This is a genomic window from Flaviaestuariibacter flavus, assembly GCF_004337505.1.
In the GTDB taxonomy this organism is placed as follows: Bacteria; Bacteroidota; Bacteroidia; order Chitinophagales; family Chitinophagaceae; genus Flavisolibacter; species Flavisolibacter flavus.
The window spans coordinates 144,087-165,791 of the sequence record NZ_SJZI01000050.1; the positions used below are offsets into that span (position 1 = coordinate 144,087).

Genomic DNA, 21,705 nt, shown 5'->3' on the forward strand with positions numbered 1-21,705 from the left:
ACAAACATTTACTAAGGTCTTCGTAGTTCGTCAAAATTATAAAGAAAGCAGAAACTTCAGCGTGTCCACACCATCGGCGAAGGTGTCGAGCGCCGGGCATTGCGCGCCACCGAAGGGCACCTGGCCCTGCCCGACAATGCACTGGATGTCCTTGCGTTCCGACAGCGATTTTTCCGCTTCCACGGCGCTTTTGTAGAATTGGTAATGCACCTGGCTGATGGGCGCGAAGGGGCTTTCGGCTTCCAGCAGCAGCACCGTTCCATTGGTCATATAGAAGTGGTGGTTGATGATGTGCACCGCCAGGTTATAATCGTAGTTGTTCCGGTATTTGTTGTGGTGCTCCAGCTCTTTATACTTGTCGAGCGCCCGCAGGAGCGGTTCAAAATTATAACCTTCCGGTACCCGCAGGGCCGTGACGTTGCGGCAGCCCAGACCGAAATATTGGCAAATATCGTCTGCCAGTTTTTCCAGTTCTCCGGCCGTTTCGTCGCCTGTAAGCAGTGCCACCGAGGTCCGGTTCTTCCGGATGATGTGCGGGTATTTGGCGAAATAGTGCTCAAAGTAGCGGGCCGTGTTATCGGAGCCAGTAGCGATATAAGCTTCGCAGCCCGTCAGGCGCTCGGCCAGCACGAAGTAGGGCGCTGCATCGGGGCGCTCACGCAGCAGCCACTCGACGAGGTGGGTGATCAGCACCGTGTCTTTCGACGAGGGCTTGATCCAGGCATAGTGCCCCGCGAGAAAGGTACAGAGCAGGTCGTGGAAGCCCACCAGCGGGATATTGCCCGCCATCACGAGGCCGACTTTTTTCGGCGCCGCATTTTCCTCCGGAATGGCATAGCGCATTGCCAGCTCTTCAAGGACCGGGCGCCGCAGGAAGGCGGTCCGGATATTTTCGGTGGCGAGGTCCACGAATCCAGGTGTGAACCAGTTATTTTGAATATAGGCGCGCTCCCGGGCCGTGGCCCAGCTTTCGTCGTTCAGCGCGAGGTAATCGCCCAGCCGGGCCAGCAGATCAATCCGTTCTTGCAGTTTTAGGTGCATCCGTTATTTTTGTCCCGCAAATTTACTTCTAAATCAAACCGACTTATGGCCATCAAGATAACGGATGAATGTATCAACTGCGGCGCCTGCGAGCCCGAATGTCCCAATAACGCGATCTACGAAGGCGGGGTGGAATGGTCCATCGCCGACGGTACCTCGGTAAAAGGCGCCTATATCCTGGTAGACGGCACCACGGTAGACGCCGGCCAGCGCAACGCGCCCATCGCCGTCGATACTTACTATATCGTGCCCAGCAAATGCACCGAATGCCAGGGTTTCCACGAAGAGCCCCAGTGCGCGGCCGTTTGCCCGGTCGACTGCTGCGTTCCCGACGAAATGTACCAGGAAACCGTGGAGGCGCTGATGGAAAAGAAAGAGCGCCTGCACCTCTGAGAATAACGAATAGCGAACAAGGAATATCGAATTTCGAGACGATGCCCCGGCAAACGGGGCATTTTCTTTTTGACGGTTTTAGGCGATTTCGATTTTCGTTATCCGATATTCGTTATTCGATATTCAATTTTTATGAAGAAAAAAATCGCCCTCGTCACCGGTGGTTATTCCGGTGAGGCTGTCATCTCCTATAAATCGGCGCGCACCATCTACAATAACCTCGACAAGGCGAAATACGATGTCTATACCATCGACATCAATCCCGAGGGCTGGTATTACGAACATGAGGACGGGCAGAAGACGCTTGTCAACCGTGAGAATTTCACCCTTACCGTCGGCGCCGAGCTCGTGCGCTTCGACGCGGTGTTCGTAGGGCTGCACGGCACGCCCGGCGAGGACGGCAAGCTGCAGGGTTATTTCGATATGATCGGTCTCCCTTACTCTTCCTGCAACGCCGCCACTTCGGCGCTCACGTTCAACAAGCGCTACACGGTGGCCGTGGCCGCGATGGCCGGGATCAACGTAGCCAAATCGGTGCACCTTTTCAAGCACACACCGCATGATGTCAACGACGTGCTCGATCGCCTTCGGCTGCCGGTATTTGTAAAGCCCAACAACGGGGGCTCCAGCATCGGCATGAGCAAGGTGACGGAGGGCGGCCAGCTGGCGGCGGCACTCGAAAAGGCTTTTGCCGAAGACGACCAGGTGCTGGTGGAGGAGATGATCAACGGGCGCGAATTTACCGTGGGGGTATACCGTGCCGAAGGCAGGATCAATGTGCTTCCGATCACGGAGATCATCGCCCACAACGAGTTCTTCGACTTCGAAGCAAAGTACCAGGGCAAGTCGTCGGAGGTAACCCCCGCCGATATCGACGAAAGCTGGAAAAAGAACCTCGAAGACGCCGCCACCCGTATTTATGAAGTCTTTAACTGCCGCGGCGTAGTGCGCATCGACTTCATCTACAACGATGAAAAAGGACCGCACATGCTCGAGATCAATACGGTGCCGGGCCAGAGTGAGGCTTCGGTGATCCCGCAACAGGTGCGTGCCGCCGGTATGAACCTGCAGGACTTTTATGGCGCCCTGGTGGAGCAGACCCTTGCCGGCGGCTGATTGCTTATCTTGCACCCCGATTCCAAACTTATCCATTGAAACAATTCATTCGTAAAAACATCACGGGCCGCCCCCTTTGGGTAAACATACTCTGGGCGCTCGGGCTTGTGCTGCTGTTGCTGCTGCTGTTTGTGCTGTCGATGAACTGGCTTACCCAGCACGGCGTGGCCCGGCAGGTGCCTTCGGTTACCGGCAAGCCGCTGGCGGAGGCGCAGAAGCTGCTCGAGGACAACGGCTTTGATATTGTCATCCAGGACTCCGTTTATTATGATTCGCTGCCGCCTTCGGCCGTGATCAAGCAGGTGCCCGAGGCCGATGCCGTTGTTAAAAAGAGCCGCCGCGTGTACATCACGGTCAACCGCGTTATTCCGCCCGATGTGGACATGCCCAACCTGCGTGGGTATAGCCTGCGCAACGCGGAGCAGTTGCTCCGCAACCTGGGTCTGCGCATCGGCGATACCACCACGCGGCCCGACTTTGCGAAGGGCACCGTGCTGGAGCAAACCGTTAACGGAAATCCCGTCGCCCCCGGCTCCAAGATCCGCGTGGGCTCGCGCATCGACCTGGTGGTAGGCAGCGGTGTCGGCGCCGAGTCGCTCGAAGTGCCGTCGCTGGTGGGCATGACCTACGAGCAGGCCCGCGCCCTCATCGAAAGCGACGGCTTTATCCTCGGCTCGGTAGTGGCACCCGGTGTGCGCGACTCGCTGGCGGCATATGTAGTGCGCCAGAGCCCCGACGTGCGCGATGGCAAGGGGCGCGCCTACCGCATCCGCCCCGGCCAGATGATCGACCTGTGGCTCGATGTCAGCAAGCCCGCGCCGCCGCATGTCGACACCGCCGCGGCTCCTCCCGCCACCGCGCCGGCAGATGGTGGTCAATAACAAAAAAAGTACAGCATCATATGAACAACATAAGCGTAGACGAGCTGAAAGCCAAAATGGACCGCGGCGAAAAGATCAACCTGATCGACGTGCGCGAGCCGCATGAATATGCCGAAGCCAATATCGCCGGCGCCCGCCTGTATCCTCTGGGAAAGATCCAGACCATGCAGGTAGACGAGCTCGAAGACCTCAAGGATGAGGAAGTGATCATTCAATGCCGCAGCGGTCACCGCAGCATGATGGCCTGCATGGTACTCGACCAGCTCGGTTTCAAGCATACATACAATCTTGTCGGCGGTATCCTTGCCTGGCAGGAGAAGTACCCGGTACAGAAAGCGTAGGCAATATCGAATACCGATCAGGGAATATTGAATTTTGACATAGAAAAACCCGCCAACTGGCGGGTTTTTCTATGTGGTTAATGCTCAAATTTCAAACGGATGTTTCATCGTAGCCCGTTTGAATCCCGGCACCTCCTTCAGCTTTTGCGATTCCTTGATCGATATTCGAAATTATTCTTCCTTAAATCATTCTACAGTCGAACATTCAATCCGACCAGTACATTCGTTCCCGCCATCGGGTAGTAGAAGTTTTCCCGCACCAGGCTGTTGTCGTACTTGTAGGAATACGTATAGCCGTTCGATTCGTAAGCGCGGTTCCAGATATTGTTCACACGCACAAAGGTCTCCAGCCCGCTGAGGCCGCGCGTGGGCGCCCAGTTGTAGCGCAGCTCGGCATCCTGCACGAAGTAGCCGCGCAACATGCGGTTGGCCTGTGCCGAATTATCCAGGTACTGCTTGCTGACACCCTTGCTGATCAGCGATACTTCAAATCCTTTCGCTGGCTTTGCGATGATCGTACCGGCGCTAGTGAGCCAGGGCGAATACGCAATTTGCGTGTTGTTATAGTTCAGCGTGTCGTAGCCATCGAAATCGAAGTTCACGTCGTAACGCGGCAGGTAGTCGGCAAAGGTCTTCAGGATATTGCGGCTTACGGTAACATTGGCTTGAACTGAGAGCCAGCTGTTGATTGCAAGGCCTCCCCAGGCTTCAAGACCGAGGCGATAGCTGTTGGGCACATTAACGCGGATGGGATCGCCCACGTCATTCAGCTTGCCGGTAAGCACAAGCTGGTCGCGGTAAAGCATGTAAAAACCGTTCAGGCCGTACTGGGCACGCTTGCCGTGGTGCTCCACGCCGGCTTCGATGTCGTGCAGCTTTTCTGCTTTCGGATCGGCAATACCAACACCGGTTTCATAATCGGTGCGGTTCGGCTCTTTTTGCCCGAGCGCATAGGAAGCGTACAGGCTGTAGCCGCGGCCTTCGTAGCGGAGGCCGGCCTTGGGGTTGAAAAAGTTGTACTCGCGGGCCACCTGCAGGGTCGGGAACTTACGGGTGCCTTTTACGAGGTGTTTTACATAGCGGTATTGGAGGTCCGCCATCAGGTACAGGTTCTTCGCGATGTTGTACCCAAACTTGCCATACACGTTCGCATCGTCCTTAAGCGCCGGGAAGCGATACCACTCATGGTCTTTCGGCGCGCCGCTGGCTGCCCAGGTTACCACACCATAATGGCTGCCATCGAAGCGGTTGGCCGAGCCACCGAAGGTGAAGTCGTAGTCGTTCTTTTTGTAATTGGCCGCAAACGTGAAGCCGTAGAGATCGTTCTTCAGCCAGAGCTGCCGCACAAGGTCGCTGCGGCGGATCGTGCTGCTGCCGACCATAACATCCGGGAGGCCATAGCTGCTGTACTTCTGGCTGTACTTATACTCTTCATAGAAGCCTTCGCCATGAGTAAGGAAAAGAGCGCCACTGAGGGCGAGGCCATTTTTCAGGGTGTGGTTCAGGAAAAGCTGGTAGTGATCCTGCCGGTAGTTGTCGGTCTGGTTGGCATAAAGGTACCCGTTGTAGCGGCGCGGGTTGGCACCAAACAGGTTGGCCGAGTCGGCACTGGTGAAATAAAGCGAACCCAGGTTGTTGTTATAGTGGGTAAGCAGGCTGTCGGGGTTGTAAAAAAGCTTGAACTCCGGAATGCCGTTCCAGGCCTGGTAGGTTTTTTCACGACCGCTGAAGACGTTGAGGCGGATCGAGGAGCGCTCGCCGAGCCAGGCACCGGAGAGGTAATACGACTGCAGGCTGGAAGCGCCGCGGTCGATATATCCGTCGCTGGAAACCCGCGACAGGCGCGCGTCTACCGTAAACCGGTTATTGATCAAGCCGGTGCCCGCTTTGACGGTATTGCGCCAGGTGTTGAAGGATCCGTAGGTGTTGAACAGCTCGGCATAGGCCTGCCGGCGCACTTCGTTCGTGCTCAGGTTGATTGTGGCGCCAAAGGCCCCGGCCCCGTTGGAGGAGGTGCCCACCCCGCGCTGGATCTGCATGGAGCCTACCGAGGAGGCGAAGTCGGGCAGGTCTACAAAGTAAACGCCCTGCGATTCGGGGTCGTTGTACGGGATGCCGTTCAGCGTCACGTTGATGCGGGTGAGGTCGGAGCCACGTATGCGGAGACCTGTGTAGCCGACACCGTTGCCCGCGTCGGAAGACACCACGGTTGAGGGCGTCTGGTTCAGTACGAAGGGCAGGTCCTGGCCGAGATTCTGCCGCTCGATGGCGGCCCGGTCAAGGTTGGTCTTGGCAAACGGTGCCTTTGCCGAGGCGCGCGTACTTCGGACTTCTACCGGGTCGAGCTGAAGCGTGTCTGAAAGGCGGGAACGAAGTGTGTCTTGTGCGCCGGCCGAAGTGGCCAGCAAAAGAAAGCTTGGAAAAAATGCAGTCCTTTTCATTTAAATTGGTTTAAAATGAAAGGGAAATGCACGCAAAAGAAGGAGCGTAAGGAGGCGGAACCTTCCCTGCGCAGGCATTACCCTGATCAGGTTCGACGGGTATGATCTCAGCTCGGACTTTTGTATCCGGGCACCCCGAGGATGTCGGCGCAAATTTATACCGGCGCTTCCGTTTTGCTGTAACATTTTTTATGCACCGCCGTTTTACAGGCAGAAACCCCAAAACTCCCGATATGAAAAAATTACTCGCGTTCGCCTTTTTGCTCCTCGGTGCCGGCTCCCTGCAGGCGCAGAAAACCATCAACGATGACAATGCCCGCGTGCGCTCCGTGCCTGCCTTCCGCGGCATCCGCGTTTCCAGCGGCATCGACCTCTACCTGAGCACCGGCGAGCCGGCGGTGGCGGTGTCGGCACGTGAAAGCGAGTTCCGCGACCGCATCCGCACCGAGGTGGAGAATGGTGTACTGAAGATCTGGTACGATACCCGCGATCTCAAGAACATGGTGTGGGGCAACAGCAAGAACCTCCGCGCCTATGTGTCCGCCCGGGAGATCGAGCAGCTCGGCGCTTCCGGCGGTTCCGACGTATTTATCGACGGAACGCTGAGCGCGCCCACCCTGAAAGTCGACCTTTCCGGCGGCTCCGATTTCAAAGGGCGGGTGGCCATCAGCGGTAAGCTTGAATGCCATGCCAACGGCGGCTCCGATGTCATTATTTCCGGTACGGCCGGCGACCTGGAAGTGCATGCTGCGGGCGGCTCCGATTTCAAAGGTCGCGAGCTTGTTGCCGAAACGATGCGTGCCGAAGCTTCGGGCGGCTCCGATATCGATGCCACCGTCAACCGCGAGGTGCGCGCCTCGGCCTCCGGCGGCTCCGATGTTTACTACCGCGGCAACGCAAGCCTGGTGGAGAGTAACAAAAGCGGCGGCTCCGATATCAAGAAGCGCGGGTGACAGGCGCTTAAAGAATTCTAAAAAAAAGACGCTCCCGCAGCGTCTTTTTTTTAGAAAGTTTTGGTGGAACCGATTGAGCCTCCTACATTTGCACTACAACAGCGCGAAGTAGAGCAGCGGTAGCTCGTCGGGCTCATAACCCGAAGGTCGCAGGTTCGATCCCTGCCTTCGCAACTACCAAAGGACTCCGGAAACACCGGGGTCCTTTTTTGTTACAGCTCTTCTGGCTTATAATCCGCCCCGGGCGGTACGCAGGCCCATCCTGCTTTTGTAATTACTATTTGACTGCGGGAGCCGGAGGCGTCTCTGTGGCTTGGAGGAAGCTTACTAGAGTACGGGAATCGTGTGTTTGTATTTTTCTCTGCGGGCCATCTATCACAATCATGACAATACACCTCCTGTAGTAACGGGGCTGACGAAATGCAACCGGCTTTGTATGAAATTTTCAAGCGCGTCAATTTAAATAGTAACATAGCTGCAGCCTGAATAAAGTTATCCAGTATGTATACCGTTTATGTTCTCTATTCGTCCGGGTATGACAAAATCTATATTGGAATGACTTCAGATCTGACCGAACGTTTGCGATCGCATAATGAACTTGGCAAAAAAGGATGGACGATCTCCTTTCGGCCGTGGACGTGCATTTATACTGAGCTATTCGGTAAAAAGCCGCAAGCGCTAGCCAGAGAAAAACAGCTGAAAACGGCAAAGGGCCGGGCCTTTATCCGAACATTATTGAAGAAAACATAAATCTAAACCATTCGGACGGGCTCATATCCGCCAGCTGGCGGACGCAGGTTCGATCCCTCGCAACTACCAAAGGACTCCGGAAACACCGGGGTCCTTTTTTATTACAGCTCGCCGGGTTCCTATCCCGCCAGGGCGGGACGCAGGCTGATCCCTAGCGAATGCATCCGCCCTTTCTTTGCCTCTTCAGACGTCCTTCAGATGTTTCCGTCCTGGTTGCCTTAACGTATGGGCAACTCAATGCTTAGCCGGCAGCCTTTGCCCGGTGCCGAGTCGAGGTGCACTTTACCCCGGTACACTTCCGCGCGGTTGCGGATATCCGAAAGCCCCATCCCTTTATGCGGGCGGCGCGTGTCGAACCCGGTGCCATCGTCAGCAACCCAGAGGCGCAGCATGCCGCCGTCCTGCCGGATGCCGATCTCCACGTTGGTGGCACCGGCGTATTTGACGATATTATTGAGCTGCTCCTGGACGATGCGGTACATCGTCAGCTGCAGCTCTTTGTGCAGCTTTCTTTCGGAAGAGAGGCCGTAATGGAAATCGATATGAAAGGCACGCAGCGAAAGGTATTGGGTAATGAGCTCGTCGAGGGTGGCGCGGAAGCCGATGTCGTTGAGCACCGGCGGAACGAGTTGCTTTGAAAGAAAACGGATCTCGTTGATGGAGCGCTGCACGAGCTCCTGGCTTTGGCGGATGAAGTCGGCGCGGCGCTCGGGGAAGTACCCGATATTTTCCACATAAAGCTTCGCAGTGGTCAGGATCTGGCTGACGTTATCGTGCAGCTCCTTGCCGATGTCCGAGCGCTCCCGCTCCTGGGTGCGGATAATCGCTTTCGATATTTCCTTTTGCGCGTTGATCTTTTGTTCGATTACCCGCAGCTCCAGCTCGCGCCGGTGGGTGATATCGGTTGCGATTGCGAAGTAGTGTTCCACTTCTCCTTTCGGACTGAATGCCGGCTGGCCTTTGAGCTCGAGCCAATAACTTTGACCGTCGCGGCGGTAATGCCGCAGCTCGCAGTTGAAGGCTTGCTTGTCGCGGATGCTTGTGCGGATGTGGGCCAGCACTTTTTCGTTTGTACCGGGACCGCGCAGCAGGAGCCAGGGCAGATGTCCGGTTATCTCGGCGGCGATAAAACCGGAAAGCTCACAGAAGGCTTTGTTCACCCAGGTGATGTATCCTGCGCTGTCGGTCATGAAAATGCCGTTCGTTGTTTCGGTGGCGATGAGGGAAAGGCGCCGCAGTTCCGCTTCCGCCTGCTTGATGCGGGTGATGTCCTGCATGGCGCCGATCATCCGGGTTGCGCGGCCATCGGGAGCGCGCTGGATAAATGCCCGGTCGAGCACATTGGCAATGCTGCCGTCGGCGCGGTAGAATCGATACTGCATCTCCCATTGCGCGCGCTGCGGATCGCGGCGGGCATCCTCCGCAGAGGCAAGCACCGCTTCCTGGTCTTCGGGATGAATGTTCACGGTCCATACGTCCATCTGCGCCGGCGTTGCATAGCCGAAAAGCTGGGTAAAGGCGAGGTTGAAGAAACAGGTATTCCGCTCTACATCAAAGTCCCACACGGCATCGTGGGTGGCTTCGGCCAGCAGCTCGTAGCGCAGGTTGGTCTGCTGCAGCCTTTCTTCGCGTTGCTTGCTTTCGAGTATCACCTGGAGCAGGTGCACGGCACGCTCTATCGTTTTCACTTCTAGTGCCGACGGTACTTTCGCTGTGCGGTAATACATCGCAAAGGTGGCCATTACGGTGCCGCCGCTGTCGATCACCGGCTGCGACCAGCAGGCGCGGTAACCGAAGGAAAGCATGACGTCGCGCCATTCGGTCCAGCGGTCGTCGCGGGCAATGTCGGTTACCACCATGGGCTCCTGCTGGTGCGCGGCGGTGCCGCAGAAGTCCATGTTCCAGCCGGTGGGAATTCCTTCGTTCAGGCGCTCTACGAATCCTGCGGGCAGGCTACGGCTCGCAAACGGGTAAAGCCGGTCGCCGCGGCACTCAAGAAGGGAGCAGGTCATATCGGGATGAAGCTTCTCGATGGCGTCGATATAAAATAGCACCAGCTCGTGCAGGCCTTGCTCCCCGCGCGCGTTCATCTCCAGAACCTGTCGTTCGAGGTGTTCCAGCCCGGGGTAATAATCAATGGGATTTTCCCCCGAAAAGGTGCCGTCAACGTCTTCGGGGAAGGGCAATTGGTCAGTTTGCGGTAGCAGGTCTTCGCACATAGTTTTCGTTTGAAGGCTTCGCTGCAAAGGGTAGTATAAGGTACACCCGGGAACGGGCTTCTTCCGCGGCTGTCATTACAAAATAACCTGCTTAGGGGATAGCACCTAGGGGTTCCGGAAAAATACCCGCAGCCTACCACGAGCCGGCCATCACCGCGAATTCCCCGTCATAAGGGGGCGCTGCGCCGGGGCGCCAGCTTTGCGACACCACCCCGTCGATAAAGGCCGCGCTGCGGCAGCCCTGCTGCACGAAAAAGCGCGCAAGCTCCTGGAAGGTCACCGGCTCGCGGCTGATGGCAAACAGGATGCGGCCGTCGGCCAGGATGCCCACGCCGTTGCGGATATAGCGGCTCTGCGCGCGGGTGAGCTTCGGGTTTACAGCTCCGTTGATGACGAGCATCGGCGCGATCTCGACGGCATATTTATAGTCGCTTGTTTTTATCTCGCCGAGCGGCACCAGCACCGCCCGGTTGTCTTTCGTGATGGCAATCACGGCCTGCGGCTGCATTCCGAAATTGACCTTCGGATTGTTGACCCGCACCAGCGGTGTGATGGTCTGCCCGTTCTCGATATAAAGACCTACGGGGCGATAACCACTGTTGCCGTTGGCATACATCTGTATGTTCATGGCAAAGCGCAGCCGCGGCTGCAAGGCCGCAAGCCTGCTGAGCGTGCTGATATTGCTTCCGGCATGGCGGTAGAAGAAGGCCGTGCGGCCGGCGGTGGCCACATAGCTATCGAATGACTGGCAAAAGGCGGTGGCCGGGAGCAGCAAGGCAAAGAACAGGAGGCGTTTCATGATATCATGTTTTTGTTGGAGGGCAGTATCGCGCCTTCCGCACTAACGCCGATCAATACGCGCTATTGCGCTCCTGCGAAAATCTTAGTTGCTCTCCAGCTTGCTGAGAAAAAAGGCTGCAAGGAAACCGAGTACCGTTACGATGCCGATAAAGTCATGTGCTTCGTCATAGGCTTCGGGGATCATGGTGTTGCTCAGCATCGCCAGGATTCCGCCGGCGGCCATCGCCACCATGCCGCCGGTGACGGCCGGCGACAACTGGCTGAAGAAGACAAAGCCGAGCAGGGCAGCCACCCCCGACAGCAGGGTGATGATGATCCAGATGCCGAAAATGAAGCGCGCGCTGCGGCCGGCTTTCTTCATGCCCGAGGTGCTCGAAAGGGATTCCGGTATATTGGAAAGAAAGATCGCAATAACCGCGGCGATGCTTACCGCGCCGCCGTGCATCATAGTCAGCCCGATGGCTACCGACTCGGGTATCCCGTCTATGAGGGCGCCGATGGCGATAGCGGTGCCGCTGCCGGGATGTTCGGCCTCGCTCGGCTGCAGCTTGCGCGAGCGCTTCCGGTGCCGCGCCCCATGGTGGCTCAGCAGGTAATTGGCTCCCGTGTACAGGAAGGCGCCGGCAAGAAACCCGATGGCCGTGGCTGCAAAGCCGCCTTTGTTATAAGCTTCCTCCATCAGCTCAAAGGCCAGTGCGGAGATAAGCACGCCACTGCCGAAGCCCATGATGAGGCCGATGCTGCGTGCCGACACCTGGCGGTAATAGCCGATCAGTGCGCCGAGCAGCAAGGCTGAGCCGGATACAAGTCCCCAGCCGGCGGCGGCGGCCCATTTGGGAAAAAGCAGGAAGTAGAGTGTCATACGATTAAAGGTCGTCATGATTTTCATACCCGCGCAGAAACAGTTTGGGCACGTTTTTTATGCAATAACCATCACCGTTACCGACGCTGATCTCCATGCGCGTGTACGGCACAGGTATTGGCGGCGGGCGGTTTCATACAACAAAAACCATTTGCCCATGTTAGCAATGAATTTCCGCGGCCCCTTCCGTGTGCGGGCCGATCGCAGCAAGCCGATGCCGCGTATCGAGCATCCGCAGGACGCCATCGTTCGCGTTACCCGCTCCTGCATCTGCGGCTCCGACCTGCACTTATATCATGGCCTTGTGCCCGACACGCGTGTCGGGATGACCTTCGGACACGAGTTCACCGGCGTAGTGGAGGAGGTGGGCCCCGAGGTCACCAATATTAAAGTGGGCGACCAGGTGCTGGTGCCCTTCAACATCGCCTGCGGCTCCTGTCCCTTCTGCAAGCAGGAGCTGTTCGGCAACTGTCATGAGTCCAACTCGGAGGCAACCGCGGTGGGTGGCATCTTCGGCTATTCGCATACGGCAGGCGGCTTCGACGGCGGGCAGGCCGAATACGTCCGCGTGCCGTATGCCAATGTCGGGCCCACGATCATCCCGGAAGGCATGGATCTCGACGACGCCGTGCTGCTGACCGACGTGGTGCCTACCGGCTACCAGGCAGCCGAGATGGCCGGCATCAAGCCCGGCGACACGGTGGTGGTGTTCGGCGCCGGACCCATCGGTATCATGGCTGCGCGTTGCGCCTGGCTCTTCGGCGCGGGCCGCGTGATCGTGATCGACCACATCGAGTACCGCCTCGACTTTGTGCGTCGCTATGCCTTCTGTGAAGCTTATAATTTCGAGTCGCTCGGCGACCCGGTGCTCTTCCTGAAAAAGACGACCGATTATTTCGGTGCCGACGTGTGCATCGATGCCGTCGGCTGCGAGGCCGCCGGTAGTACGCTGCAAACGCTCACCGGCCGCAAGGGCCTCCTGCAGGCCGGCTCCGCCACCGCGCTGCAGTGGGCAATCAACTCCGTGAAAAAGGGCGGTATCATTTCCATCGTGGGTGTGTACGGCCCCACCTTCAACATGGTGCCGATCGGAAACGTGGTGAACAAAGGCCTCACGATCCGCGCCAACCAGGCCTCGGTGAAGCGCCTGCTGCCACGCCTGATCGATCACGTGATGTCGGGACGGCTCAACCCGAAGGAGATCATCAGCCACCGCATTCCGCTCGAGGAAGTTTCGGATGCCTATAACATCTTCTCGGCCAAGCGCGACAATTGCATCAAGCCGATCCTGATTCCTTCGGCGGCATAGGGAATGGTCACTGGTGAATAGTGAATGACGCAATTGAAAGGACATTTTAGAACAGCGAAAAGTGCGGCGTACGAATTGACCAGTTAACCAATTAACAAATCAACCAATCAACAGTCATGGAACACCTACACAACAGAACGACGGAGGATATGGAAAGCCTGCGGGAAAAGTTCAGGCATATACCGGGATGGGGGATGGATACAGACCCGGACGATCATCCCAATTATCCCATGAAGCATTATACCGGCGATGATCACCAGCGATCCAACTACGAGCGGCCCACGATGCAGCCGGTGACCGTAGAAGTACTGAAGTCGAACGAGCGGCCGACACTCTCGGCGGTCTATGGCTCGTCCACACCGCCGTCGGGGCTCAGCGGCGCTATCCGGCGATATGCCTTCAAATACAGCGAAGGCTCCTTCGGGCATTGGCTCCCGCTCATCCTTGCCGATCGCGTCAACGTGATCGAGGGCTATATTGATGATTTCAGCAAGGGGCATGTGCCGAACATCTTCGCCGAGCATGGCTGGAAGTCGGAATGGAAGCATGCGCCCGTACAACTCGTGCGCAAGGTGGCGACGACCGTGGCGGTGGTCGCGGCAGTTGCCTGGTTGTTCTCGGGCAGCAGGAAAAAGAAAAGTCTCATCTGAGCAAAAAGAAAGGACGCCGGCGGCGTCCTTTCTTTTTATTTCTTATTCACCGAATCGCGCAATTGCCGCATCAGCATTTCCTGGTCGGCCACATAGTGTTGCATCGGCGCCATTGGCGGCTCATCTGTCCTTTGGAAGCGTTCCATCATGCTCAGGGTCACAAGTACCTTCAGCGCGCGGTGCAGGTCGCCGATCGACGCGTTATTCCGGTCGATGCTGCCCAGCCAGGCTTCCAGCTGCGCTTTTTTGCTGTCAAAGCCTTTGAGGCTTTCTTCCAGCCGCCGGCTGATCTGAAGGCGTAGCTGGCTGTCCCTGATCGGCGAAGCGTACCCCGCAGCCTCGTCATAATATTGCTTGTTGATGGCAATAAACTCAGTGGTCGCGCGGGTGGAGTCGCCGCGTCTTTGGTAGAGGTCCTGTAGTTCCTGCTCCAGCTTTTTTAACCCGCTCTCGGCTTCCACCTGCTCGTTATAAAGCCGTTCGATAAGTTGCTCTTCGCGTCCCTTGGAATAAAGCCGGCTGTTGGAAGCGGGTTCCTTGATTGCCTTGGAAGCGCTCCCGCTGCTGGCCACCACCGGCGCTTGCCGCTCCTGGCAGGAAGCCATTGTTGCCAGGAATAAAGCTGAAAGTAGGGGCAGACGCATATGCATGGAGTTTAACTGAAAAGGTTGACCAGCAGCAAGGGTAAGCCGATGGCGACACCGGCCCCATAAAGCAGATCGAGCCAGAAAAAAGACCCAAGGGCGCCCAGGTAGATGAGGCCGACAACGGGATAGCCGACGATCTTCAGCAGGATCGGGGTGTCTTCTTCGCGGAGCCTGCTCCAGATTGCCGACGCGTCGCCGGTGCTTGGAAAGGCGTGCATGGCGATGGATACGCCCAGGTAAATCAGCACATAGTCGACGGGCGACGCATTGTCGAACTTAAAAAACGGGAGTGCGGCAGGCAGTGCGATCAGTGCGCCGAGCAGCGTGTTGAGGAAAAAGGGGCCGATGCTGATCATGAGCGACTGCATGCGGCTTTCCGGTACTTCGTGCAACACGTAGCCCGCCGGGTTTTGTGCCTGGAAGTAAACGACTTTAAATACCGGCACCTTGTAAAGCCTGCAAAAGAGCTGGTGGGCCAGCTCGTGCACGATGACGCCGGGAAAGGTGAGGATGGTGATGAGAATTCCGGGGATGAACATGGGTGCGGTATTAGTTTCTGAAAGTTTCTTTACCTGATACGATTTCTGATACGTGGCTGAATTGCGGCTGCAGGGTGCTGTCGGTGGCAGCGCGGCGCATGAGCGCATCGCGATTGCGGAAGTCGCCCCGGAAATGATGCACCAGCGCCAGCGTAGCAAGGCAGTAGGGGTCGCGGGCATCATAGCGCAGTCCTTCCTGAACGAGTTGAAAAGCAGCGTTATCCTTTTTCTGCTTCAGCAACACGCGCGCCTTGGAGCCATAGGATGCAGGCAGTTCGCGGTTCAGCGCCAGAAGCCGGTCTGCATAATAAAATGCGGAGTCAAACTGTAGCTGCTCGCGTTTGGCGGTGACGAGGAGCTGCAGGCCGCGGGAATAGTCGGGGTCCATACCCAGTACCCCGTGCAGAAGGCGCTCGGCGAGCGGGTATTCTTTCCGGTTGACGGCCGAAGCGGCGCGTGCGAAGTCGGCGAAAAGCTCCTGTGGATGATTGGCCAGGTAGGTGGCCCAGGAGGCTTCGGGAATCTCGTCGGGGGCTTCGGTTCGTTGCGCGAAGAAGGCCTGCAGCGAATCGGAGGGGATGCCATCGTTCAGGCGGGAAACGATAGTTGTCGCCTCGGTAAGAAGTTCCTCGTCTTTGATCTCTTTGCCCTCGAGGCGCTGGCTGCACTTATAGGCGGTTTGTAGATCTTCGTTGTGATAGGCAGCGATGAGGAGCCGCAGGGAGGCCTCCTGGTAATGGGGCTGCATCCGCACGGCGACTTCGAGCTCGTGCTGCGCGGTAACAAAGCGGTGTTCGGCCATGGCGTGCTCGCCGCGTTTCTGATGGATGGCGGCAGCCAGCCCGGAAGGAAGGCGGAAAAGCCCGAACACGAGCAAAAGCAGCACGGCGCCGCCAAAAAGCCAGATCCAGCGGGGTATCGGGTAGCGGATAAAATGGTTCCGGCAGTCGGCACACAACGGGGTGCGGCCCGTGATCGCGGTAAGCGGGGTTTCGCAGCCGGCGCATACCGGTGCCTGCGTGCTTTCAGTGACGTCGTTGGGGGGCGTCGGGTTGTTCGTATCCATAATGCAGTTGCGTTTGGGACACGAAAGGTACTGATTTCTGCCCGCTTATGGATGACCTTCCCATTCCATATGCAGCAGGGGATAGGGTTTGCCCATGCCGTCCCTTTCCGAGCGGCCGGCGATGCGGAACCCGGCATGGAGGTAAAAGGTCTTCGCCTGGCCGTTCTGCTCGTTCACATCCACCTGGCGCAATCCCAGCCCGTGCACCGCAAAGCGCAGCAGCGCCGAGCCGATACCCCGGCCGCGCTGGTCGGGGCGGATGAAGAGCATCTCGATCTTGCCGCCGGCGGTGCCAAGGAATCCGCTGATGGCGCCCGTGGCGTCGCGGGTACAATAAAGATCGAGGAGCTCCAGGTAGCGGGGGATGAGGGCGCGGAAGCGAACGATGTCTTCTTCGCGCAAAAAGAAGTGGGTGGCCCGCACGGAGCGCTCCCAGAGTTCGAGCATTTCTTCAAAATCGGTGCTTCCGGGACGCCCGATGAGGGCCCCGGCTTCGGTAGTGGCCTGGGTCATATCTGCTGCATTGTTCATTTGGGTAGGATTGGGGTTTGTTTGGCGGGATAAAGGTCGCACCGGGGCTGGGCGCAGAAAGCCAAAGCGGTGCGAACTGCGGGAATGGAGCCCCGAACTGTCCGTGCAATCGTTCCCGGGCGCGCCGGGGGCAGCCTTCCGGCCGGCGGAAGCAGCGGCACAACGCCGAAAAGGGCTTCCCGACCCTATTCATAGGCCCAGTCTGGCGCTTCAAGCCTACCTTTGCGGCGATGAAGGCTGGATTTGTCAACATATTCGGAAAGCCCAACGCCGGCAAGAGCACCCTGCTCAACGCGCTGGTGGGGGAGAAGCTGGCCATCGTGTCGCCCAAGGTGCAGACCACCCGGCACCGCATCAAGGGCATCCTTACTACTGATGACTACCAGATCATCCTGTCCGACACCCCCGGTATTATCAGCGAAACGCGCTACAAGCTGCACGACCGGATGATGGGCGCCGTGAAAAGCGCCCTCGAAGATGCCGACGTGGGCGTGCTGCTGGTAGATGTGCAGGATAACCTCGAGGAGAACGACGCGCTTTTTTCGGCGCTGAAGCTCCGCGTGCCCTGTGTGCTGGTGCTCAATAAGGTGGACAAAGCCAAAAAGGAAACCCTCGAAGCAGCCCTGGAGTTTTTCAAAGACAAGCCCTATGCGAAGCGTATCGTCACCCTGTCGGCCCTGACCCAGAACGGCGTGCCGGCGCTCCTGGAGGCCGTGGCCGCGTTGCTGCCCGAAGGCGAGCCCTTCTTTGCCGAAGACGAGCTGACGGACCTTCCTGAAAAGTTTTTCGTGGCCGAGCTGGTGCGGGAAAAGATCTTCCAGTACCTCCAGGACGAAATTCCTTATGAAGCCACCGTGGTGGTGCAGGAGTTCAAGCACAAGAGCTCGCTCATCAAGATCGGCGCCATCATCGTGGTGCAGCGCGAATCGCAGAAGGCCATCATCCTTGGCGAAGGCGGCAAGATGATCAAGCGCATCGGCTCCGAAGCCCGCACCGAGATCGAGAAGTTTCTCCAATCGAAGGTATTCCTGGAGCTCTTCGTAAAAGTGCGGCCCAAGTGGCGCGAGAATGATTTATTGTTAAGAGAATACGGTTATTAAAATTTATAGATCGCCGATCTCCGATGTCTGATTTACTTCAAATCGGACATCAGACATCAGACATCAGACATTTCTTTATGGGTTTTACAGTAGCAATTGTTGGGCGTCCCAACGTCGGTAAGAGTACTTTTTTCAACCGCCTGCTGGAGCAGCGCAAAGCCATCGTGGAAGACATTCCGGGCGTTACGCGCGACCGGCAATACGGCGTGGCCGACTGGAACGGCAAGTCCTTCAATGTGATCGATACGGGCGGATTTGTGGCCGGTAGCGACGATGTGTTTGAGCGGGAGATCCGCAAGCAGGTAGGGATCGCCATGGATGAAGCCAATGCCATCCTGTTTGTGGTGGATGCCGCAACGGGCGTCACCGATCTCGACAGCGCCATGGCCGGGCTGCTGCGTCGCAGCAACAAGCCGGTATTTATGGTGGTGAACAAGGTCGACAACAATAAGCTGCTGCTTGAGGCAACGGAGTTTTACAGCCTCGGCTTCGACAAGCTGCACTTTATCTCTGCCATCAGTGGTTCGGGCTCCGGCGACCTGCTCGACGAGATCACGGCGCTGATCCCGGAAGAAACGGAAGAAGAAACGGAGGAAAACCGCGTGCCGAAGTTTGCCATCATCGGCCAGCCCAACGTGGGCAAATCGTCGCTCCTCAATGCGCTGGTGGGTGCCGAGCGCACCATCGTAAGCGATATTGCCGGCACCACGCGCGACACCATTCATACCCGCTATAACCTTTTCCAGAAAGACTTCGTGCTGATCGATACCGCCGGTATCCGCCGCAAGGCCAAGGTGCATGAAGACCTCGAGTTTTACTCGGTCATCCGTGCTATCAAGGCGGTAGACGAAGCCGACGTGTGCCTGATGCTGATCGACGCCGAGAAAGGCATCACCGCACAGGACCTGAACATCTATAGCCTCGCCGCCCGCAAGGGTAAGGGGCTGGTGGTGCTCGTGAACAAGTGGGACCTGGTGGAAAAGCAAACCAACACCGCCCGCGACTACGAGAAGGTACTCAAGCAGCGCCTCGCCCCGTTCAACGATGTTCCCGTTATCTTCATCTCGGCAAAAGACAAGGTCCGCATTTACCAGGCAATTGAAACGGCGCTCCAGGTGTATGAGAACCGCCAGCGCAAGGTTCCCACCTCGAAGCTCAATGAGGCGATGCTCAAGGCTGTGGAGAATTACAACGCACCGGTGATCCGCGGGCATAAGCTAAGTATCAAGTATATCACGCAGCTTCCGACCGTGGTGCCTTCATTTGCGTTCTTCTGCAACTTCCCCGAAGATGTGAAGACACCCTATAAGAATTACCTTGAAAACCAGCTGCGCGCCAACTTTGATTTCACAGGCGTGCCGGTACGGATTTTCTTCCGCAAGAAATAGCGAAGTTGAAAAATTGAAAGTTCATTATTTGGAAAATTCAACTGAGCGGTTACCTTTGCGCCCAATTAGTTAACTAAAATCAACAAGCGAACATGAAAAAAGTATTCGGCGTTATCGCCATTGCTACCGCTCTCGTTGCCTGCAACAGCGGTTCTGAGACCAAAACTACTACGGACACCACCACGACTGTTACTGCTGACACAACCGCTGTAACTGCTCCTGTTGTTGACACGACTTCGACTATGACCGTTGACACGGCTGCTAAGACCACTAAGGTTGACACGGCTAAGACTACAACGACCACTACTACCGAGAAGCACTAATTCTCTGTTGGTTGAAATAATAAAAGAGCCCTTGCAAAAGGGCTCTTTTATTATTATGGGATTCCCGGATTACCAGGCTCCGGTCATTTTGGCTACCTGTTCGCGCAGGGTTGTCAGCGCTTCTTCCTGGTGGAGAATAAAGGAGTTTTCTTCCAGGGCGCCGATCACCTCGTTCATTTCCTCTTTACTCTCGTATACCATTGTCCGGAACGGGTTTTCGTAGTCTTTCGCACGGGCCGCGCGGATGCCTTTCACCATCCATTCCTGCACACGCAGCGTTATCTGCATCAACTCGCGGAAGCGATCTGCATTGAATTGATTGGCATCGATCTCCCAAAGCTCGAACAGCGAGGCGAGCGCATGCGCCCGCTTCTGGCCGGGGTAGAGCGCCCCGTTGACCTCGTAGAATTCATGCACGTCGCTCCAGCTGTTGATCTCCCCCTTCTTGATGCCCTCGATGAGGGATTGCACCGAAGTGTCGGGCATCAGCTGGCCGCCTACATTGTGCCAGGGGCCGCGCGACGGTGCTACGGGAAGGTGTGGCGCAAACTCTTCAAAGCTGCTGGCGGCGGTTTCGGGCCAGAACTGCACCAGCTGTATCCCCGCATAATAAGCTACCAGGTCGCGGTATACGCGGTATGCCTCGCCGGCCTTGATCAGCAGCGTCGGCCGCGCGCTGTTTTCGAAGCCGTAGGCGCGCATGCCGCCTTTCAGGTTGAGGCTGCCATCGGCAAAGAGGCGGCGTCCTTCCTGCTCGAGGGCAGCTTCCTGCAGATCGCCCGCGTCGCCGTTGCGTGCATGCAGGGCGGCAAAACGCTCCAGCAGCCGCACGGCCGTCATGATCTCATTCACGCTGTCGGGCGCCAGGTAGTCGTATTCCAGCAACTGCACTTTACGGGTGCGTTTGTCGCGGTCCACATATTTGAATGCATTACGCGCCAGCGCGTACATATTGTATTGAAACCAGTAAGCCGGCATCACCGTCAGGCGGTTATTCGCTTCATCATTCGACACCAGGCTGAAGGGGAGCGGGATGTGCAGCTCGCTGCTGTAGTCGCCTTTGGCGATCAGGGTAAAGGTGGCAAACTTGGAGTTGTGCTTCAGGCTCACGCAGAGGCCGGGCCAGAAGCCGCGCCCCGCCACAATCTCGCCGTCGGCGGCGCGGCTGTTGTGGTTGGAGCCGATAGTGGCGCCGGCCGCCATATTGCTTTGGCCCATCACCAGCGCCGCGCATAGAAAGGAGTTGTTGTGGTGCTGCTCGTGCGCCGGGAAGATGAGCGAGTTGAGCACCTCGCAGCAGGAGATCGTAGCGTTGTTGCCCAGGTAGGAGTTGATGAGGCGCGCGCCGTATTTGAGCTGCGAATGCGAAGCCATTACGAAGCGTACGGCCTTGACGCCATAAAAAGCGCGGCTGCCGTAGCCCACCACGCCATTCACCAGCTCGCAGCCTTCGCCGATCTGCGACATGGCATCGGGCGCCGAGTTGATGGTGAGGTTTTTCAGCTTGTTGGCGCCCTTGATATAAGCATCCGTTCCCACCCACACGTCTTTTACAATGCTGGTATTCTTGATCACCGTGCGGTCGCCTACTTTGCCGTAGTAGCCCCGCTGGGCATCGTAGCGCAGTTGCGTCAGGTCGCGAAGGCGGTCCATCAAGTCTTTGTCGGCGCGGTAGCGGGCCCACATCCAGGCGTCGCCCGGGAGCATGCCGTTGAAGGGAATGATCTTACGACCCGCGTTTTCATTACATACTTCCAGCCACACGCGCACCGATTCGTCTTCGCCTTCCTTTAGAACACCGTTGCCGAATTTCGCCTTCGAGGTGGTATGGAGCTCGTCGATGTTGAGCAGCATCACCTCGTTGCCGATGATATAGTGCGAGAGATATTTCACGTTGTCCACCACGCAATTGTCGCCGAAGTCGCAGGAAATGATCGTGCTGTTGTACAGACCCACCGGGTGGGTTACGTTGTGATGCTGCAGCGCCAGCGGCTCCAGCTTGCCGATGCGCACCAGTCCGAAAAACTTACAGTTGCGCACCAGGTCGGGGTTGAAGGCATCCGACACCTGGATCTTGTTCCAGTCGTCGGATGTATTGCTGTTGCGCACCAGCACCTCGATCTCATGCGCCGTGAGATTGCGGTAGGAGATACCGTTGCGGTTCTGCAGGTTGCGCAGGTGATATTCGTCCTTCCCTTTGGGCAGGTATTGCGGGTCAATAAACCCGTAGCCGATGGAAGGAAGCGCGATTTTGCGGATATCGTTCATAGAAGCGAAATTATTAATGGAATATCGAATAACGAATAATGAATATCGGCCATTCAAAAAGACAAAGCCCTCCGAAAAGGGAGGGC

Annotated in this window: 21 protein-coding genes, 1 tRNA gene and 1 riboswitch; of the genes, 12 read left to right on the forward strand and 10 right to left on the reverse strand. The window is 57.2% G+C overall.

What is annotated here, in order from left to right; genetic code table 11:
• Positions 1-36 precede the first annotated feature (36 nt).
• On the reverse strand, positions 37-1,041 hold the full coding sequence (locus EPD60_RS14725; protein WP_131450282.1) for an acyl-CoA reductase: 1,005 nt from the start codon (positions 1,039-1,041) through the stop codon (positions 37-39).
• 45 nt (positions 1,042-1,086) lie between these two features.
• Here EPD60_RS14725 and EPD60_RS14730 point away from each other — a divergent pair, with 45 nt between their 5' ends.
• The 4 genes from EPD60_RS14730 to EPD60_RS14745 all read left to right on the forward strand — a co-directional run bounded on the left by EPD60_RS14730 (position 1,087) and on the right by EPD60_RS14745 (position 3,772).
• Positions 1,087-1,434, forward strand: coding sequence for a 4Fe-4S dicluster domain-containing protein (locus EPD60_RS14730; protein ID WP_131450283.1), 348 nt, complete (start codon positions 1,087-1,089; stop codon positions 1,432-1,434).
• A gap of 132 nt (positions 1,435-1,566) precedes the next feature.
• Entirely contained in the window at positions 1,567-2,550 is a 984-nt protein-coding gene (locus tag EPD60_RS14735; protein WP_131450284.1) for a D-alanine--D-alanine ligase, read from the forward strand.
• 35 nt (positions 2,551-2,585) lie between these two features.
• Positions 2,586-3,431, forward strand: coding sequence for a PASTA domain-containing protein (locus EPD60_RS14740; RefSeq protein ID WP_243647843.1), 846 nt, complete (start codon positions 2,586-2,588; stop codon positions 3,429-3,431).
• 20 nt (positions 3,432-3,451) lie between these two features.
• The gene (locus EPD60_RS14745) at positions 3,452-3,772 is read left to right on the forward strand and encodes a rhodanese-like domain-containing protein (protein WP_131450285.1); all 321 of its coding nucleotides are present in this window, start codon (positions 3,452-3,454) and stop codon (positions 3,770-3,772) included.
• 191 nt (positions 3,773-3,963) lie between these two features.
• On the opposite strand, the gene EPD60_RS14750 is transcribed toward EPD60_RS14745, so the two are convergent.
• On the reverse strand, positions 3,964-6,213 hold the full coding sequence (locus EPD60_RS14750) for a TonB-dependent receptor (RefSeq protein ID WP_131450286.1): 2,250 nt from the start codon (positions 6,211-6,213) through the stop codon (positions 3,964-3,966).
• 46 nt (positions 6,214-6,259) lie between these two features.
• A riboswitch (TPP riboswitch) is annotated at positions 6,260-6,361 on the reverse strand.
• Between the two features lie 85 nt (positions 6,362-6,446).
• Here EPD60_RS14750 and EPD60_RS14755 point away from each other — a divergent pair.
• The 3 genes from EPD60_RS14755 to EPD60_RS14765 all read left to right on the forward strand — a co-directional run bounded on the left by EPD60_RS14755 (position 6,447) and on the right by EPD60_RS14765 (position 7,916).
• A complete protein-coding gene (locus tag EPD60_RS14755) occupies positions 6,447-7,166 on the forward strand; it encodes a head GIN domain-containing protein (protein ID WP_165871562.1) in 720 nt (239 codons plus the stop codon).
• A gap of 102 nt (positions 7,167-7,268) precedes the next feature.
• Positions 7,269-7,340, forward strand: a tRNA-Met gene (locus EPD60_RS14760).
• A gap of 327 nt (positions 7,341-7,667) precedes the next feature.
• Positions 7,668-7,916, forward strand: a complete 249-nt coding sequence (locus tag EPD60_RS14765) for a GIY-YIG nuclease family protein (protein WP_131450288.1) — start codon at positions 7,668-7,670, stop codon at positions 7,914-7,916.
• Positions 7,917-8,134: 218 nt separating this feature from the next.
• On the opposite strand, the gene EPD60_RS14770 is transcribed toward EPD60_RS14765, so the two are convergent.
• The 3 genes from EPD60_RS14770 to EPD60_RS14780 form a co-directional block, all read right to left on the reverse strand.
• The gene (locus EPD60_RS14770) at positions 8,135-10,135 is read right to left on the reverse strand and encodes a PAS domain S-box protein (protein WP_131450289.1); all 2,001 of its coding nucleotides are present in this window, start codon (positions 10,133-10,135) and stop codon (positions 8,135-8,137) included.
• 133 nt (positions 10,136-10,268) lie between these two features.
• Positions 10,269-10,934, reverse strand: a complete 666-nt coding sequence (locus EPD60_RS14775; RefSeq protein ID WP_131450290.1) for a phosphodiester glycosidase family protein — start codon at positions 10,932-10,934, stop codon at positions 10,269-10,271.
• Positions 10,935-11,018: 84 nt separating this feature from the next.
• Positions 11,019-11,825 carry a ZIP family metal transporter gene (locus EPD60_RS14780; protein ID WP_243647845.1) on the reverse strand — a complete coding sequence of 269 codons (807 nt, stop codon included), beginning with the start codon at positions 11,823-11,825 and terminating at the stop codon, positions 11,019-11,021.
• 130 nt (positions 11,826-11,955) lie between these two features.
• On the opposite strand from EPD60_RS14780, the gene EPD60_RS14785 reads away from it, so the two are divergent.
• Positions 11,956-13,107 carry a zinc-dependent alcohol dehydrogenase gene (locus tag EPD60_RS14785; RefSeq protein WP_131450291.1) on the forward strand — a complete coding sequence of 384 codons (1,152 nt, stop codon included), beginning with the start codon at positions 11,956-11,958 and terminating at the stop codon, positions 13,105-13,107.
• 116 nt (positions 13,108-13,223) lie between these two features.
• The gene (locus tag EPD60_RS14790; RefSeq protein WP_207896689.1) at positions 13,224-13,757 is read left to right on the forward strand and encodes a hypothetical protein; all 534 of its coding nucleotides are present in this window, start codon (positions 13,224-13,226) and stop codon (positions 13,755-13,757) included.
• Between the two features lie 35 nt (positions 13,758-13,792).
• Here EPD60_RS14790 and EPD60_RS14795 read toward each other — a convergent pair whose 3' ends face one another.
• From EPD60_RS14795 to EPD60_RS14810, 4 genes are read right to left on the reverse strand one after another with little or no spacing between them, the layout of a single operon-like run.
• Positions 13,793-14,401 carry a hypothetical protein gene (locus EPD60_RS14795; protein WP_131450292.1) on the reverse strand — a complete coding sequence of 203 codons (609 nt, stop codon included), beginning with the start codon at positions 14,399-14,401 and terminating at the stop codon, positions 13,793-13,795.
• Positions 14,402-14,412: 11 nt separating this feature from the next.
• Positions 14,413-14,943, reverse strand: a complete 531-nt coding sequence (locus tag EPD60_RS14800; RefSeq protein WP_131450293.1) for a DUF3267 domain-containing protein — start codon at positions 14,941-14,943, stop codon at positions 14,413-14,415.
• Between the two features lie 10 nt (positions 14,944-14,953).
• Entirely contained in the window at positions 14,954-16,009 is a 1,056-nt protein-coding gene (locus tag EPD60_RS14805) for a tetratricopeptide repeat protein (protein WP_131450294.1), read from the reverse strand.
• Positions 16,010-16,054: 45 nt separating this feature from the next.
• Positions 16,055-16,540 (reverse strand): GNAT family N-acetyltransferase, encoded by a 486-nt coding sequence (locus tag EPD60_RS14810; RefSeq protein WP_243647846.1) that lies wholly within the window; start codon positions 16,538-16,540, stop codon positions 16,055-16,057.
• Positions 16,541-16,770: 230 nt separating this feature from the next.
• On the opposite strand from EPD60_RS14810, the gene era reads away from it, so the two are divergent.
• The 3 genes from era to EPD60_RS14825 all read left to right on the forward strand — a co-directional run bounded on the left by era (position 16,771) and on the right by EPD60_RS14825 (position 19,351).
• Positions 16,771-17,640: a GTPase Era gene (gene era, locus EPD60_RS14815; protein WP_131450295.1), complete on the forward strand. Its 870-nt coding sequence runs from the start codon at positions 16,771-16,773 to the stop codon at positions 17,638-17,640.
• A 77-nt stretch (positions 17,641-17,717) separates the two neighbouring features.
• Positions 17,718-19,028 carry a ribosome biogenesis GTPase Der gene (gene der, locus EPD60_RS14820; protein WP_131450296.1) on the forward strand — a complete coding sequence of 437 codons (1,311 nt, stop codon included), beginning with the start codon at positions 17,718-17,720 and terminating at the stop codon, positions 19,026-19,028.
• A 92-nt stretch (positions 19,029-19,120) separates the two neighbouring features.
• Positions 19,121-19,351: a hypothetical protein gene (locus EPD60_RS14825; RefSeq protein WP_131450297.1), complete on the forward strand. Its 231-nt coding sequence runs from the start codon at positions 19,121-19,123 to the stop codon at positions 19,349-19,351.
• Between the two features lie 69 nt (positions 19,352-19,420).
• Here the strand turns inward: EPD60_RS14825 and EPD60_RS14830 are convergent, their stop codons facing one another.
• Positions 19,421-21,619 carry a DUF4954 family protein gene (locus tag EPD60_RS14830; protein WP_131450298.1) on the reverse strand — a complete coding sequence of 733 codons (2,199 nt, stop codon included), beginning with the start codon at positions 21,617-21,619 and terminating at the stop codon, positions 19,421-19,423.
• Positions 21,620-21,705: the final 86 nt, after the last annotated feature.